This window comes from Escherichia sp. TC-EC600-tetX4 (assembly GCF_019356055.1).
GTDB lineage: Bacteria > Pseudomonadota > Gammaproteobacteria > Enterobacterales > Enterobacteriaceae.
This window is the reverse complement of record NZ_CP079924.1, coordinates 3,676,111-3,692,512: the sequence shown is the minus strand read 5'-3', so window position 1 is coordinate 3,692,512 and position 16,402 is coordinate 3,676,111. Positions and strand designations below refer to the sequence as shown.

Below are 16,402 nucleotides of genomic sequence, written 5' to 3'. Positions count from 1 at the left end.
ACGTGATGGAACGGCTGTAATTAGCCAGCCATCTGTTTTTCGCGAATTTCAGCCAGCGTTTTGCAGTCGATGCACAGATCGGCTGTCGGGCGCGCTTCCAGACGGCGAATACCAATTTCAACACCGCAGGATTCGCAGTAGCCGAAATCTTCGTCTTCCACTTTTTTCAGCGTCTTCTCGATCTTTTTGATCAGCTTACGCTCGCGATCGCGGTTACGCAGTTCGAGGCTGAACTCTTCTTCCTGGGCTGCACGGTCTACCGGGTCCGGGAAGTTGGCTGCTTCATCCTGCATATGTGTAACGGTGCGATCGACTTCATCCCTGAGTTGATTACGCCATGCTTCCAGAATACGACGGAAGTGCGCCAGCTGGGCTTCATTCATATACTCTTCGCCCGGCTTCTCCTGATATGGTTCCACCCCAGCGATGGCGAGAATACTCAGGGACGATGTTTTACGGTTTTGCCCTTCTTGCATGTTGCTTCTCCTTAACACGCACTATCGATCCCCATGTTCGGGGGAAAAATGAGGCCGCTATAAATAGCAGATGCTTTTCCGGATAGCAATTATCTAAACGTAACACTTGACAACTGTGTGAGGAAAAGCGTATTTGCGCACGCGACCAGAATGTAAATTAACCAGTTACTTACTTTACTACAATGTAACCGGCAGTGATTTTTTAAGAGCCATGCCTTCAGCAGAAATTTCCGCTTTGTAAGCCAGAATTTCTACCCCCCTCTGTTGAGCTTCTGACAATAGTTGCGCGTATTTCTCATCGATGTGGCGCGCGGGTGAAAACCGTGTAATGGCTGAATGCAGCACGGCGAAAAAGATAACCGCACGCTGGCCTTCAGCCGCTACGCTCATCAACTCCCGAAGGTGTTTCTGACCTCGTTCAGTGACCGCATCGGGAAAATATCCCTGTTCGTTCTCCGCTAACGTAACCGATTTCACTTCAATATAGCAGTCTGGACGCGAATCCGCCTGCAACATAAAGTCAATACGGCTGCGTTCTGCGCCGTATTTTACTTCGCTTTTCAGCGAGCTATAGCCTGACAGTTCTGAAATTGATTCATTAAGGATAGCCTCTTTCGTCAACCTGTTAGCCCAAAGCGTGTTGACGCAAATAAATGCGCCGCTCTGGCTTTGAGTTAATTCCCAGGTGTGTGGGTATTTCCGTTTGGTGTTGTCTGAAGTCGAATACCAGACGGTATCGCCAGGCGTTGCACAACCGGTCATCGCACCCGTATTCGGGCAGTGTAGCGTTAATTCGCGACCATCGGGTGTGATCACATCGGCTAAAAAACGTTTGTAACGCTGAATTAGCGTCGCGCGCTGTAGAGGGGGAGAAAATTCCATTGCGACAATCCTTGTTATTGCGTTAGCGCCCAGCGTTTTAGCGGCGTGTAGCGTGTGCGTCCACGGGCAAACGAGGAGGCGTAAAGGGTGAACTCCGTCACCGCATACGACCAGTTAAAACCTGGCGGCGGGATTGTCACCGCCTCGCTGGCGTCGCGCAATAAGGTAATATGTGGATGAAACGGACGATTGCTTTGAAAACAACCGCTGCGGGCAGCCTGTGAACGGAGCATATTCGCCAGCTGGATTAAGCCGCGTGGCGGCTGACGCATCCCTAACCACACCACACGCGAACGCAGCCATTGTCCGGCGTCATCAAGCGTGAGTGTGAAACCAGGTTGACGAATCCGTCCGGCTAAAAGAGAAAGCGCCTTCTCTTTCTCGGCGCTCACTTCGCCTAAAAATGCCAGAGTCAGATGCAAATTATCGGCGGCGACCGGACGTCCCGCCTCAGGTGGGAAGTGTGTGGCGCGCCAATGGATAATCTGTTCGCGGATTTCTGCAGGTAAGTCGATAGCAAAGAACAGACGTTGCGGTTCAGACATGTGAGGCACTCGGTTATGAATTACCGCGATGCTACAATGTGGCGCGAAGAATGTTAACCCTCTGGAGCGTTTTGTGTCGTCGTTGCCCGTTGCTGCCGTCTTACCTGAATTACTTACCGCTCTCGATTGTGCGCCGCAGGTATTATTAAGTGCGCCGACCGGGGCCGGGAAATCAACCTGGCTGCCGCTGCAACTGCTGGCGCATCCCGGCATTAACGGGAAAATTATCCTGCTGGAGCCGCGTCGTCTGGCGGCGCGTAACGTCGCGCAACGGCTGGCGGAGCTGCTTAACGAAAAGCCAGGCGATACCGTTGGCTACCGGATGCGTGCGCAAAACTGCGTCGGGCCGAATACCCGCCTGGAAGTGGTTACCGAAGGCGTGCTGACGCGCATGATCCAGCGTGACCCGGAACTGAGCGGTGTTGGACTGGTGATCCTTGATGAATTTCATGAGCGCAGCTTGCAGGCGGATTTGGCGTTGGCGCTGTTACTCGATGTGCAACAAGGTCTGCGTGATGACCTTAAACTGCTGATTATGTCGGCTACCCTGGACAACGACCGCTTGCAGCAAATGCTGCCAGAAGCGCCTGTCGTCATCTCAGAAGGGCGCTCGTTTCCGGTTGAACGCCGTTATTTACCGCTGCCCGCGCATCAGCGTTTTGACGATGCCGTTGCGGTAGCCACCGCTGAAATGCTGCGTCAGGAAAGCGGATCATTACTGTTATTTTTACCTGGCGTCGGAGAAATTCAGCGTGTGCAGGAACAACTGGCTTCGCGCATCGGCAGTGATGTATTGCTCTGCCCGCTGTATGGCGCGTTGTCGCTGAACGATCAGCGAAAAGCGATCCTCCCGGCACCGCAAGGGATGCGCAAAGTGGTGCTGGCGACCAATATTGCTGAAACCAGTTTAACCATTGAAGGTATTCGTCTGGTGGTGGATTGTGCCCAGGAGCGTGTGGCGCGTTTTGATCCGCGCACGGGGCTTACGCGACTGATTACTCAACGCGTTAGCCAGGCATCCATGACGCAGCGTGCCGGGCGCGCCGGGCGTCTGGAGCCGGGTATCAGCCTGCATTTAATCGCCAAAGAACAAGCAGAACGCGCCGCGGCGCAAAGTGAACCGGAGATCTTACAAAGCGATCTTTCCGGTTTGCTGATGGAATTACTGCAATGGGGATGCAGCGATCCGGCGCAGATGAGCTGGCTGGATCAACCGCCAGTAGTGAATCTACTGGCCGCGAAACGTCTGTTACAAATGCTGGGGGCACTGGAGGGTGAACGGCTTAGTGCGCAAGGGCAAAAAATGGCAGCGCTGGGTAACGATCCGCGTTTAGCGGCAATGCTGGTTAGCGCGAAGAACGACGACGAAGCTGCTACCGCGGCAAAAATTGCCGCCATTCTCGAAGAGCCGCCACGGATGGGCAATAGTGACCTGGGCGTGGCGTTTTCGCGCAATCAACCAGCCTGGCAGCAACGTAGTCAGCAACTGTTAAAACGCTTAAACGTACGTGGCGGTGAGGCAGACAGTTCGCTTATCGCGCCGCTACTTGCCGGGGCGTTTGCCGATCGCATTGCTCGTCGCCGTGGGCAAGATGGACGCTATCAACTGGCAAACGGCATGGGAGCGATGCTCGATGCCAACGACGCGCTAAGCCGCCACGAATGGTTGATCGCACCGTTATTATTGCAGGGCAGCGCCTCGCCGGATGCGCGGATTTTACTGGCGCTGCTGGTCGATATTGATGAGTTAGTACAACGCTGCCCGCAGCTGGTACAGCAGTCTGACACTGTGGAGTGGGATGACGCGCAAGGTACGCTGAAAGCCTGGCGTCGGCTACAAATCGGTCAGTTGACGGTGAAAGTGCAGCCGCTGGCGAAACCGTCAGAAGACGAGTTGCATCAGGCGATGCTTAATGGCATCCGTGATAAAGGTTTAAGCGTGCTCAACTGGACGGCGGAAGCGGAACAGCTACGCTTGCGTTTGTTATGCGCCGCAAAGTGGTTGCCGGAATATGACTGGCCAGCGGTTGATGATGAAAGTTTATTGGCAGCGCTGGAAACGTGGCTGCTGCCACATATGACTGGCGTACATTCACTACGCGGCCTGAAATCACTCGACATTTATCAGGCACTACGCGGATTACTTGATTGGGGAATGCAGCAACGTCTGGATAGTGAATTGCCTGCGCATTACACTGTGCCGACGGGAAGCCGGATCGCCATTCGTTATCATGAAGATAACCCGCCCGCGCTGGCGGTGAGAATGCAAGAGATGTTTGGCGAGGCCACCAATCCGACGATCGCCCAGGGGCGCGTGCCGCTGGTGCTGGAGTTGCTTTCACCTGCCCAAAGGCCATTACAAATCACACGAGATTTGAGCGACTTCTGGAAAGGAGCGTACCGTGAGGTGCAAAAAGAGATGAAAGGGCGTTATCCCAAACATGTCTGGCCGGACGACCCGGCAAATACTGCACCGACGCGACGGACGAAAAAGTATTCGTAAGGTTGGTTTTCTCCCTCTCCCTGTGGGAGAGGGCCGGGGTGAGGGCATCAGCGCGCACGTTCACCCTCACCCTAACCCTCTCCCTCAAGGGAGAGGGGACCGATCGAGCACAAATTTTGAGAGATATCTTCTTCTGTCTTGTAACAGAAGAACAGAAAATCGGGCTTTTGCGCCTGAATATTGCGGAGAAAAAGCATGGCCGGGAATGACCGCGAGCCAATTGGACGCAAAGGGAAACCGACGCGTCCGGTCAAACAAAAGGTAAGCCGTCGTCGTTACGAAGATGACGATGATTACGACGATTATGATGACTATGAGGATGAAGAACCGATGCCGCGCAAAGGTAAGGGCAAAGGCAAAGGGCGTAAGCCTCGTGGCAAACGCGGCTGGCTATGGCTACTGCTAAAACTGGCTATCGTTTTTGCCGTGCTGATCGCCATTTACGGCGTTTATCTCGATCAAAAAATTCGTAGCCGTATTGATGGCAAGGTCTGGCAACTGCCTGCGGCAGTTTATGGCCGAATGGTCAATCTTGAGCCAGACATGACCATCAGCAAGAACGAGATGGTGAAGCTGCTGGAGGCGACCCAGTATCGTCAGGTGTCGAAAATGACCCGTCCTGGCGAATTTACCGTGCAGGCCAACAGCATTGAGATGATTCGCCGTCCGTTTGATTTCCCGGACAGTAAAGAAGGACAGGTGCGCGCGCGTCTGACCTTTGATGGCGATCATCTGGCGACGATCGTCAATATGGAGAACAACCGTCAGTTCGGTTTCTTCCGTCTTGATCCGCGTCTGATCACCATGATCTCTTCGCCAAACGGTGAGCAGCGTCTGTTTGTGCCGCGCAGTGGTTTCCCGGATTTGCTGGTGGATACTTTGCTGGCGACAGAAGACCGTCATTTTTACGAGCATGATGGAATCAGTCTCTACTCAATCGGACGTGCGGTGCTGGCAAACCTGACCGCCGGACGCACGGTACAGGGTGCGAGTACGCTGACGCAACAGCTGGTGAAAAACCTGTTCCTCTCCAGCGAGCGTTCTTACTGGCGTAAAGCGAACGAAGCTTACATGGCGCTGATCATGGACGCGCGTTACAGCAAAGACCGTATTCTTGAGCTGTATATGAACGAGGTGTATCTCGGTCAGAGCGGCGACAACGAAATCCGCGGCTTCCCGCTGGCAAGCTTGTATTACTTTGGTCGCCCGGTAGAAGAGCTAAGCCTCGACCAGCAGGCGCTGTTAGTCGGTATGGTGAAAGGGGCGTCCATCTACAACCCGTGGCGTAACCCAAAACTGGCGCTGGAGCGACGTAATCTGGTGCTGCGTCTGCTGCAACAGCAACAGATTATTGATCAAGAACTCTATGACATGTTGAGTGCCCGTCCGCTGGGGGTTCAGCCGCGCGGTGGGGTGATCTCTCCTCAGCCAGCCTTTATGCAACTGGTGCGTCAGGAGCTGCAGGCAAAACTGGGCGATAAGGTAAAAGATCTCTCCGGCGTGAAGATCTTCACTACCTTTGACTCGGTGGCCCAGGACGCGGCAGAAAAAGCCGCCGTGGAAGGCATTCCGGCACTGAAGAAACAGCGTAAGTTGAGCGATCTTGAAACTGCGATTGTGGTCGTCGACCGCTTTAGTGGTGAAGTTCGTGCGATGGTCGGAGGTTCTGAGCCGCAGTTTGCGGGCTACAACCGTGCGATGCAGGCGCGTCGTTCGATTGGTTCCCTTGCAAAACCAGCGACTTATCTGACGGCCTTAAGCCAGCCGAAAATCTATCGTCTGAATACGTGGATTGCGGATGCGCCAATTGCGCTGCGTCAGCCGAATGGCCAGGTCTGGTCACCGCAGAATGATGACCGTCGTTATAGCGAAAGCGGCAGAGTGATGCTGGTGGATGCGTTGACCCGTTCGATGAACGTGCCGACGGTAAATCTGGGGATGGCGCTGGGGCTGCCTGCGGTTACGGAGACCTGGATTAAACTGGGCGTACCGAAAGATCAGTTGCATCCGGTTCCGGCAATGCTGCTGGGGGCGTTGAACTTAACGCCAATCGAAGTGGCGCAGGCATTCCAGACCATCGCCAGCGGTGGTAACCGTGCACCGCTTTCTGCGCTGCGTTCGGTAATCGCGGAAGATGGCAAAGTGCTGTATCAGAGCTTCCCGCAGGCGGAACGCGCTGTTCCGGCGCAGGCGGCGTATCTGACACTATGGACCATGCAGCAGGTGGTACAACGCGGTACGGGTCGTCAGCTTGGGGCGAAATACCCGAACCTGCATCTGGCAGGGAAAACAGGGACTACCAACAATAACGTAGATACCTGGTTTGCGGGCATTGACGGCAGCACGGTGACCATCACCTGGGTCGGCCGTGATAACAACCAGCCGACCAAACTGTATGGTGCCAGCGGGGCAATGTCGATTTATCAGCGTTATCTGGCTAACCAGACGCCAACGCCGCTGAATCTTGTTCCGCCAGAAGATATTGCAGATATGGGCGTGGACTACGACGGCAACTTTGTTTGCAGCGGTGGCATGCGTATCTTGCCGGTCTGGACCAGCGATCCGCAATCGCTGTGCCAGCAGAGCGAGATGCAGCAGCAGCCGTCAGGCAATCCGTTTGATCAGTCTTCTCAGCCGCAGCAACAGCCGCAACAGCAACCTGCTCAGCAAGAGCAGAAAGACAGCGACGGTGTAGCCGGTTGGATCAAGGATATGTTTGGTAGTAATTAACATCTAAGCGTGAAATACCGGATGGCGAGTTGCCATCCGGTAAAATAACATCCCATCTAAGATATTAACCCTTTCTTTTCATCTGGTTGTTTATTAACCCTTCAGGAACGCTCAGATTGCGTACCGCTTGCGAACCCGCCAGCGTTTCGAATATTATCTTATCTTTATAATAATCATTCTCGTTTACGTTATCATTCACTTTACATCAGAGATATACCAATGGCGCGTTCCAAAACTGCTCAGCCAAAACACTCACTGCGTAAAATCGCAGTTGTAGTAGCCACAGCGGTTAGCGGCATGTCTGTTTATGCACAGGCAGCGGTTGAACCGAAAGAAGACACTATCACCGTTACCGCTGCACCTGCGCCGCAAGAAAGCGCATGGGGGCCTGCTGCAACTATTGCGGCGCGACAGTCTGCTACCGGCACTAAAACCGATACGCCGATTCAAAAAGTGCCACAGTCTATTTCTGTTGTGACCGCCGAAGAGATGGCGCTGCATCAGCCGAAGTCGGTAAAAGAAGCGCTTAGCTACACGCCGGGTGTCTCTGTTGGTACGCGTGGCGCATCCAACACCTATGACCACCTGATCATTCGCGGCTTTGCGGCAGAAGGCCAAAGCCAGAATAACTATCTGAATGGCCTGAAGTTGCAGGGCAACTTCTATAACGATGCGGTCATTGACCCGTATATGCTGGAACGCGCTGAAATTATGCGTGGCCCGGTTTCCGTGCTTTACGGTAAAAGCAGTCCTGGCGGCCTGTTGAATATGGTCAGCAAGCGTCCGACCACCGAACCGCTGAAAGAAGTTCAGTTTAAAGCCGGTACTGACAGCCTGTTCCAGACTGGTTTTGACTTTAGCGATTCGTTGGATGATGACGGTGTTTACTCTTATCGCCTGACCGGTCTTGCGCGTTCTGCCAATGCCCAGCAGAAAGGGTCAGAAGAGCAGCGTTATGCTATTGCACCGGCGTTCACCTGGCGTCCGGATGATAAAACCAATTTTACCTTCCTTTCTTACTTCCAGAACGAGCCGGAAACCGGTTATTACGGCTGGTTGCCGAAAGAGGGAACCGTTGAGCCGCTGCCGAACGGTAAGCGTCTGCCGACAGACTTTAATGAAGGGGCGAAGAACAACACCTATTCTCGTAATGAGAAGATGGTCGGCTACAGCTTCGATCACGAATTTAACGACACCTTTACTGTGCGTCAGAACCTGCGCTTTGCTGAAAACAAAACCTCGCAAAACAGCGTTTATGGTTACGGCGTCTGCTCCGATCCGGCGAATGCTTACAGCAAACAGTGTGCGGCATTAGCGCCAGCGGATAAAGGCCATTATCTGGCACGTAAATACGTCGTTGATGATGAGAAGCTGCAAAACTTCTCCGTTGATACCCAGTTGCAGAGCAAGTTTGCCACTGGCGATATCGACCACACCCTGCTGACCGGTGTCGACTTTATGCGTATGCGTAATGACATCAACGCCTGGTTTGGTTACGACGACTCTGTGCCACTGCTCAATCTGTACAATCCGGTGAATACCGATTTCGACTTCAATGCCAAAGATCCGGCAAACTCCGGCCCTTACCGCATTCTGAATAAACAGAAACAAACGGGCGTTTATGTTCAGGATCAGGCGCAGTGGGATAAAGTGCTGGTCACCCTAGGCGGTCGTTATGACTGGGCAGATCAAGAATCTCTTAACCGCGTTGCCGGGACGACCGATAAACGTGATGACAAACAGTTTACCTGGCGTGGTGGTGTTAACTACCTGTTTGATAATGGTGTAACACCTTACTTCAGCTATAGCGAATCGTTTGAACCTTCTTCGCAAGTTGGGAAGGATGGTAATATTTTCGCACCGTCTAAAGGTAAGCAGTATGAAGTCGGCGTGAAATATGTACCGGAAGATCGTCCGATTGTAGTTACTGGTGCCGTGTATAATCTCACTAAAACCAACAACCTGATGGCGGACCCTGAGGGTTCCTTCTTCTCGGTTGAAGGTGGCGAGATCCGCGCACGTGGCGTAGAAATCGAAGCGAAAGCGGCGCTGTCGGCGAGTGTTAACGTAGTCGGTTCTTATACTTACACCGATGCGGAATACACCACCGATACTACCTATAAAGGCAATACGCCTGCACAGGTGCCAAAACACATGGCTTCGTTGTGGGCTGACTACACCTTCTTTGACGGTCCGCTTTCAGGTCTGACGCTGGGCACCGGTGGTCGTTATACTGGCTCCAGTTATGGTGATCCGGCTAACTCCTTTAAAGTGGGAAGTTATACGGTCGTGGATGCGTTAGTACGTTATGATCTGGCGCGAGTCGGCATGGCTGGCTCCAACGTGGCGCTGCATGTTAACAACCTGTTCGATCGTGAATACGTCGCCAGCTGCTTTAACACTTATGGCTGCTTCTGGGGCGCAGAACGTCAGGTCGTTGCAACCGCAACCTTCCGTTTCTAATTTCTCTTTTGGGGCACGGATTTCCGTGCCCATTTCACAAGTTGGCTGTTATGCAGGAATACACGAATCATTCCGATACCACTTTTGCACTGCGTAATATCTCCTTTCGTGTGCCCGGGCGCACGCTTTTGCATCCGCTGTCGTTAACCTTTCCTGCCGGGAAAGTGACCGGTCTGATTGGTCACAACGGTTCTGGTAAATCCACTCTGCTCAAAATGCTTGGCCGTCATCAGCCGCCGTCGGAAGGGGAGATTCTTCTTGATGCCCAACCGCTGGAAAGCTGGAGCAGCAAAGCGTTTGCCCGCAAAGTGGCTTATTTGCCGCAGCAGCTTCCTCCGGCAGAAGGGATGACCGTGCGTGAACTGGTGGCGATTGGTCGTTACCCGTGGCATGGCGCGCTGGGGCGCTTTGGGGCGGCAGATCGCGAAAAAGTCGAGGAAGCTATCTCGCTGGTTGGCTTAAAACCGCTGGCGCATCGGCTGGTCGATAGTCTCTCTGGCGGCGAACGTCAGCGGGCGTGGATCGCCATGCTGGTGGCGCAGGATAGCCGTTGTCTGTTGCTCGACGAACCGACCTCGGCGCTGGATATCGCCCACCAGGTTGATGTGCTGTCGCTGGTGCACCGTTTAAGTCAGGAGCGTGGCCTGACGGTCATTGCCGTGTTGCACGATATCAATATGGCGGCACGCTACTGTGATTATCTGGTCGCCCTGCGCGGCGGTGAAATGATTGCTCAGGGAACGCCTGCGGAAATTATGCGCGGCGAAACCCTCGAAATGATTTATGGCATCCCGATGGGTATTTTGCCGCATCCGGCGGGTGCTGCACCTGTGAGTTTTGTTTATTGATGAGCGGCTTACCTCTTATTTCGCGCCGTCGACTGTTAACGGCGATGGCGCTTTCTCCGTTGTTATGGCAGATGAATACCGCCCACGCGGCGGCTATTGATCCCAATCGTATTGTGGCGCTGGAGTGGTTGCCGGTGGAATTACTGCTGGCGCTCGGCATCGTGCCTTACGGCGTGGCGGATACCATCAACTATCGCCTGTGGGTCAGCGAACCACCATTGCCGGACTCAGTGATCGACGTCGGTTTGCGCACAGAACCTAACCTTGAACTGCTGACCGAAATGAAACCATCGTTTATGGTCTGGTCGGCAGGATATGGCCCTTCACCAGAAATGCTGGCTCGTATTGCGCCGGGTCGCGGATTTAACTTCAGTGACGGCAAACAGCCGTTGGCGATGGCGCGTAAATCGCTGACGGAAATGGCAGATTTACTTAACCTGCAAAGCGCAGCGGAAACGCATTTAGCGCAATATGAAGACTTTATCCGCAGCATGAAACCCCGCTTTGTGAAGCGTGGTGCGCGTCCGTTATTGCTGACGACGCTTATCGATCCGCGCCATATGCTGGTCTTCGGTCCAAACAGCTTGTTCCAGGAAATTCTTGATGAGTACGGCATCCCAAATGCCTGGCAAGGGGAAACCAACTTCTGGGGCAGTACCGCCGTCAGTATCGATCGTCTGGCGGCGTATAAAGACGTTGATGTGCTCTGTTTTGATCACGACAACAGCAAAGACATGGATGCGCTAATGGCAACGCCGCTGTGGCAGGCCATGCCGTTTGTCCGCGCCGGACGCTTTCAGCGCGTACCTGCAGTCTGGTTTTATGGTGCGACGCTCTCGGCAATGCACTTTGTGCGCGTTCTGGATAACGCCATCGGAGGTAAAGCGTGAGTAAACGAATTGCGCTTTTCCCGGCGTTATTGCTGGCGCTGTTAGTGATTGTCGCTACGGCGCTCACCTGGATGAACTTCTCGCAGGCGCTGCCGCGTAGCCAGTGGGCGCAGGCTGCCTGGTCGCCGGATATTGACGTCATCGAGCAGATGATTTTTCACTACAGCTTGTTGCCGCGTCTGGCGATTTCGCTGCTGGTGGGCGCGGGTCTGGGGCTGGTGGGCGTGCTGTTTCAGCAAGTGCTGCGTAACCCGCTGGCGGAGCCGACGACGCTTGGCGTTGCTACAGGCGCGCAACTGGGGATTACCGTCACTACGCTCTGGGCGATCCCTGGTGCGATGGCGAGCCAGTTTGCTGCGCAGGCAGGGGCTTGTGTTGTTGGCTTAATTGTCTTTGGCGTCGCGTGGGGGAAACGGCTGTCGCCGGTAACGCTGATTCTCGCGGGGTTGGTAGTGAGCCTTTATTGCGGCGCAATCAATCAGTTACTGGTTATCTTCCATCATGACCAACTGCAAAGCATGTTTCTGTGGAGCACTGGAACGCTGACGCAAACCGACTGGGGCGGCGTTGAGCGTTTATGGCCGCAGCTGCTGGGCGGTGTGATGCTGACGTTGCTGCTACTTCGTCCGTTAACCCTGATGGGGCTTGATGATGGCGTGGCGCGCAATCTCGGGCTGGCCTTGTCGCTTGCGCGTCTGGCAGCGCTGTCGCTGGCGATTGTCATCAGTGCGCTGCTGGTGAACGCTGTGGGGATTATCGGCTTTATCGGGTTGTTCGCGCCGCTGCTGGCAAAAATGCTGGGGGCGCGGCGTCTGCTGCCACGACTGATGCTGGCGTCGTTGATTGGTGCGCTGATCCTCTGGCTTTCCGATCAAATCATCCTCTGGCTGACTCGCGTGTGGATGGAAGTGTCCACCGGTTCGGTCACTGCGTTGATCGGTGCGCCGCTGCTACTGTGGCTGTTGCCGCGTTTACGCAGCATTAGCGCGCCGGATATGAAGGTCAACGATCGTGTCGCGGCTGAACGCCAACATGTGCTGGCGTTTGCCCTCGCGGGCGGCGTGCTGCTGTTGATGGCTGTGGTGGTGGCGCTGTCGTTTGGTCGTGATGCGCACGGCTGGACGTGGGCGAGCGGGGCGTTGCTCGAGGATTTAATGCCCTGGCGCTGGCCGCGAATTATGGCGGCGCTGTTTGCGGGCGTCATGCTGGCGGTGGCGGGCTGTATTATTCAGCGACTGACCGGAAACCCGATGGCAAGCCCGGAAGTGCTGGGGATTAGCTCCGGCGCGGCGTTTGGCGTGGTGTTGATGCTGTTTCTGGTGCCGGGTAATGCCTTTGGCTGGCTGTTACCTGCAGGCAGTCTCGGCGCGGCGGTGACGCTGTTGATCATTATGATCGCCGCCGGCCGCGGTGGATTTTCCCCACACCGTATGTTACTGGCGGGGATGGCGTTAAGCACCGCGTTCACCATGCTTTTGATGATGTTGCAGGCAAGTGGTGACCCGCGAATGGCGCAAGTGCTGACCTGGATTTCCGGTTCGACCTACAACGCGACCGATGCGCAGGTCTGGCGCACCGGAATTGTGATGGTGATTTTGCTGGCGATTACCCCGCTGTGCCGCCGCTGGCTGACCATTTTACCGCTGGGTGGTGATACCGCCCGAGCCGTAGGAATGGCGCTGACGCCGACGCGAATTGCGCTGCTGCTGTTAGCGGCTTGCCTGACGGCGACCGCGACGATGACTATTGGACCGTTGAGTTTTGTTGGTTTAATGGCACCGCATATTGCGCGGATGATGGGCTTTCGACGGACGATGCCACACATCGTAATTTCGGCGCTGGTGGGTGGTTTACTGCTGGTGTTCGCTGACTGGTGTGGGCGGATGGTGCTGTTTCCATTCCAGATCCCGGCGGGGCTGCTGTCAACCTTTATCGGCGCGCCATATTTTATCTATTTGTTGAGAAAGCAGAGCCGTTAATTTTTCCATATAACGGCCCTGTACGCCTGGACGGATAAAGCGTTTACGCGACAACGGATGCCCGATGCGACGCTGGCGCGTCTTATCGGGCCTACAAACGGCCCCGAATCGTAGGTCGGATAAGGCGTTCACGCCGCATCCGACAAACCATGCTGGATCACAACTTCGCAAACACCCGACGTGCAGCATCGATGGTGTTATTGATATCTTCCATGCTGTGCGCCACGGACATAAAGCCCGCTTCAAACGCTGACGGTGCCAGGTAAACACCTTCGTCCAGCATCATATGGAAGAAACGCTTAAAGCGTTCCACGTCACAGGCCATCACATCCTGATAGCACGTCACGGACTCGGCGTCGGTAAAGAAAATACCGAACATGCCGCCAACGTGGTTAACGACCAGCGGAATTCCGGCTTCTTCTGCCGCTTCCAGCAGACCTTCTGCCAGACGTGTTGTCAGCTCATCCAGCGTTTCGTGAACGCCCGGCTGCGCGACTTCATTCAGACAGGCGAAACCCGCTGCCATCGCAATCGGGTTACCGGAAAGCGTACCCGCCTGATAGACCGGACCCGTCGGGGCCAGCGCATCCATTACATCACGACGACCACCGAATGCGCCTACCGGCATTCCACCGCCGATGATTTTGCCGAGGCAGGTTAAATCTGGCACTACGCCGTAATAATCCTGTGCGCCAGCTAGCGCTACGCGGAAACCGGTCATCACTTCATCGATGATCAGCAACGCGCCAAATTCGTCGCACAGCGCGCGCAGACCTGGCAGGAACTCTGGCAGCGGCGGAACACAGTTCATATTGCCTGCCACCGGCTCGACGATAATACAGGCAATCTCTTGCGGGTATTGCTCAAATGCGGCGCGTACAGAAGCCAGATCATTATAAGTACAGGTTAAGGTATATTTGGCGAAATCTGCCGGAACGCCCGGCGAGTTTGGCTGGCCTAACGTGAGTGCGCCAGAACCGGCTTTCACCAGCAGGCAGTCAGCGTGACCATGGTAACACCCTTCAAATTTAATAATTTTGTCGCGACCGGTAAAACCACGGGCCAGGCGGATGGCGCTCATGGTCGCTTCAGTGCCGGAGTTCACCATGCGCACCATATCCATGGTCGGGACCAGTTCGGTCACCAGTTGCGCCATTTTCACTTCCATTTCGGTTGGTGCACCAAAGCTTAAACCACGCTCGGCGGCTTCAATCACGGCATTGCGGATTGCCGGATGGTTATGGCCCAGCACCATCGGCCCCCAGGAACCGACATAATCGATATAGGCTTTGCCATCAACATCGTACAGATAAGCGCCGTCCGCTTTTTCGATAAACAGTGGAGTGCCGCCCACGCCAGTAAAGGCGCGAACAGGGGAGTTCACACCGCCAGGGATCAGCTCGCGCGCTGCGCTGTAAAGATTTTCAGACTTACTCATGGAGGGTTCCTGATTCGTAGAAAAAGTGAATGGCTGCTATTCTATGTTATTCATAACAAGTTAAATACTCGTCAAACATCAGGCTGCTTGTACTGGTGCAATCCTGATTTCTTAGAGTATAAAAGTTTTGTGCATTTGAAACATTACGCTTTGCAAAGGATTTTCATGGAACGTGCGAGTAAAATGCCGTCATCTTATTTGTATGACCAATAAGTGATCATTGGATGAAAACTGATACTCCCTCTTTAGAAACACCGCAGGCCGCGCGCCTGCGACGCAGACAACTGATTCGCCAACTTCTTGAGCGCGATAAAACCCCGTTAGCCATTTTGTTTATGGCGGCAGTCGTCGGCACGCTTGTTGGGCTGGCAGCGGTTGCTTTTGACAAAGGTGTCGCCTGGTTGCAGAACCAACGTATGGGGGCGCTGGTACATACTGCTGATAATTATCCGCTTCTGTTAACCGTCGCTTTTCTCTGTTCGGCGGTGCTGGCGATGTTTGGCTACTTTTTGGTGCGCAAATACGCGCCGGAAGCAGGTGGTTCGGGGATCCCGGAAATTGAAGGGGCGCTGGAAGATCAACGTCCCGTTCGCTGGTGGCGTGTATTGCCGGTGAAGTTCTTTGGCGGGCTGGGGACACTCGGCGGAGGCATGGTGTTGGGGCGCGAAGGGCCAACCGTGCAGATCGGCGGTAACATTGGCCGTATGGTGCTTGATATTTTCCGCCTGAAAGGTGACGAAGCTCGCCATACGCTGCTGGCAACCGGTGCTGCTGCGGGGCTGGCTGCGGCCTTTAACGCGCCGCTGGCGGGTATTTTGTTTATTATCGAAGAGATGCGTCCGCAGTTTCGCTATACGTTAATTTCGATTAAAGCGGTATTTATTGGTGTCATTATGTCGACCATTATGTACCGGATTTTTAATCATGAAGTTGCGTTGATTGACGTCGGTAAACTTTCTGATGCGCCGCTTAATACGCTGTGGCTTTATCTGATCCTCGGTATTATTTTTGGCATTTTCGGCCCTATTTTTAATAAATGGGTGCTGGGGATGCAGGATTTGCTGCACCGTGTGCACGGCGGCAATATTACCAAATGGGTGCTAATGGGCGGTGCGATTGGCGGTCTGTGTGGATTGCTGGGGTTTGTGGCACCAGCAACGTCGGGCGGCGGTTTTAACCTGATTCCTATCGCTACCGCGGGGAATTTCAGCATGGGAATGCTGGTGTTTATCTTCGTCGCGCGGGTCATTACCACCTTACTCTGCTTCTCTTCCGGCGCGCCGGGCGGTATTTTTGCCCCGATGCTGGCGCTGGGTACTGTGCTGGGAACCGCTTTCGGAATGGTTGCCGTTGAGCTGTTTCCGCAATATCACCTTGAGGCGGGGACGTTTGCTATTGCCGGAATGGGGGCATTACTGGCGGCATCTATTCGCGCGCCGTTAACGGGGATCATTCTGGTTCTGGAGATGACCGATAACTACCAGCTCATTTTGCCAATGATTATTACCGGTCTTGGCGCAACACTATTAGCGCAATTTACCGGCGGGAAACCGCTATACTCGGCGATTCTTGCGCGCACGCTGGCAAAACAGGAAGCTGAGCAACTGGCGCGAAGCAAGGCCGCATCAGCCAGCGAGAATACTTGAAC

General features: G+C 54.4%; 12 protein-coding genes. 8 read left to right on the top strand and 4 right to left on the bottom strand.

Features of this window, described 5'->3' with window-relative positions; translation table 11 throughout:
- Positions 1-20 precede the first annotated feature (20 nt).
- The 3 genes from dksA to thpR form a co-directional block, all read right to left on the bottom strand.
- Complete coding sequence (dksA, locus tag KXD89_RS17970) at positions 21-476, bottom strand: RNA polymerase-binding protein DksA (protein WP_001155227.1); 456 nt, start codon at positions 474-476, stop codon at positions 21-23.
- Between the two features lie 177 nt (positions 477-653).
- Positions 654-1,358 carry a DNA/RNA nuclease SfsA gene (gene sfsA, locus KXD89_RS17965; protein ID WP_000396036.1) on the bottom strand — a complete coding sequence of 235 codons (705 nt, stop codon included), beginning with the start codon at positions 1,356-1,358 and terminating at the stop codon, positions 654-656.
- 14 nt (positions 1,359-1,372) lie between these two features.
- A complete protein-coding gene (gene thpR / locus KXD89_RS17960; protein WP_001294700.1) occupies positions 1,373-1,903 on the bottom strand; it encodes an RNA 2',3'-cyclic phosphodiesterase in 531 nt (176 codons plus the stop codon).
- Between the two features lie 73 nt (positions 1,904-1,976).
- Between thpR and hrpB the strand changes: the two genes are divergently transcribed.
- The 6 genes from hrpB (at position 1,977) to fhuB (ending at position 13,316) form a co-directional block, all read left to right on the top strand.
- On the top strand, positions 1,977-4,406 hold the full coding sequence (gene hrpB, locus KXD89_RS17955; protein ID WP_001350480.1) for an ATP-dependent helicase HrpB: 2,430 nt from the start codon (positions 1,977-1,979) through the stop codon (positions 4,404-4,406).
- A 195-nt stretch (positions 4,407-4,601) separates the two neighbouring features.
- Positions 4,602-7,136 carry a bifunctional glycosyl transferase/transpeptidase gene (mrcB, locus tag KXD89_RS17950; RefSeq protein WP_000918162.1) on the top strand — a complete coding sequence of 845 codons (2,535 nt, stop codon included), beginning with the start codon at positions 4,602-4,604 and terminating at the stop codon, positions 7,134-7,136.
- Between the two features lie 219 nt (positions 7,137-7,355).
- Positions 7,356-9,599, top strand: coding sequence for a ferrichrome porin FhuA (gene fhuA / locus KXD89_RS17945; protein ID WP_000124438.1), 2,244 nt, complete (start codon positions 7,356-7,358; stop codon positions 9,597-9,599).
- Positions 9,600-9,649: 50 nt separating this feature from the next.
- Positions 9,650-10,447: a Fe3+-hydroxamate ABC transporter ATP-binding protein FhuC gene (gene fhuC, locus KXD89_RS17940; RefSeq protein ID WP_001158931.1), complete on the top strand. Its 798-nt coding sequence runs from the start codon at positions 9,650-9,652 to the stop codon at positions 10,445-10,447.
- On the top strand, positions 10,447-11,337 hold the full coding sequence (gene fhuD, locus KXD89_RS17935) for a Fe(3+)-hydroxamate ABC transporter substrate-binding protein FhuD (protein WP_001310529.1): 891 nt from the start codon (positions 10,447-10,449) through the stop codon (positions 11,335-11,337). Before fhuC ends, fhuD begins: the two co-directional genes overlap by 1 nt.
- Positions 11,334-13,316, top strand: coding sequence for a Fe(3+)-hydroxamate ABC transporter permease FhuB (fhuB, locus tag KXD89_RS17930; protein ID WP_000044072.1), 1,983 nt, complete (start codon positions 11,334-11,336; stop codon positions 13,314-13,316). The genes fhuD and fhuB overlap by 4 nt, the downstream gene beginning before the upstream one ends.
- Before the next feature lie 157 nt (positions 13,317-13,473).
- Here fhuB and hemL read toward each other — a convergent pair whose 3' ends face one another.
- Positions 13,474-14,754: a glutamate-1-semialdehyde 2,1-aminomutase gene (gene hemL, locus KXD89_RS17925; RefSeq protein ID WP_000045315.1), complete on the bottom strand. Its 1,281-nt coding sequence runs from the start codon at positions 14,752-14,754 to the stop codon at positions 13,474-13,476.
- Positions 14,755-14,919: 165 nt separating this feature from the next.
- Between hemL and yadX the strand changes: the two genes are divergently transcribed.
- Positions 14,920-14,967, top strand: coding sequence for a protein YadX (gene yadX, locus KXD89_RS17920; protein ID WP_211180485.1), 48 nt, complete (start codon positions 14,920-14,922; stop codon positions 14,965-14,967).
- Between the two features lie 11 nt (positions 14,968-14,978).
- On the top strand, positions 14,979-16,400 hold the full coding sequence (gene clcA, locus KXD89_RS17915; protein ID WP_000845394.1) for a H(+)/Cl(-) exchange transporter ClcA: 1,422 nt from the start codon (positions 14,979-14,981) through the stop codon (positions 16,398-16,400).
- The last annotated feature ends 2 nt before the right edge of the window (positions 16,401-16,402 follow it).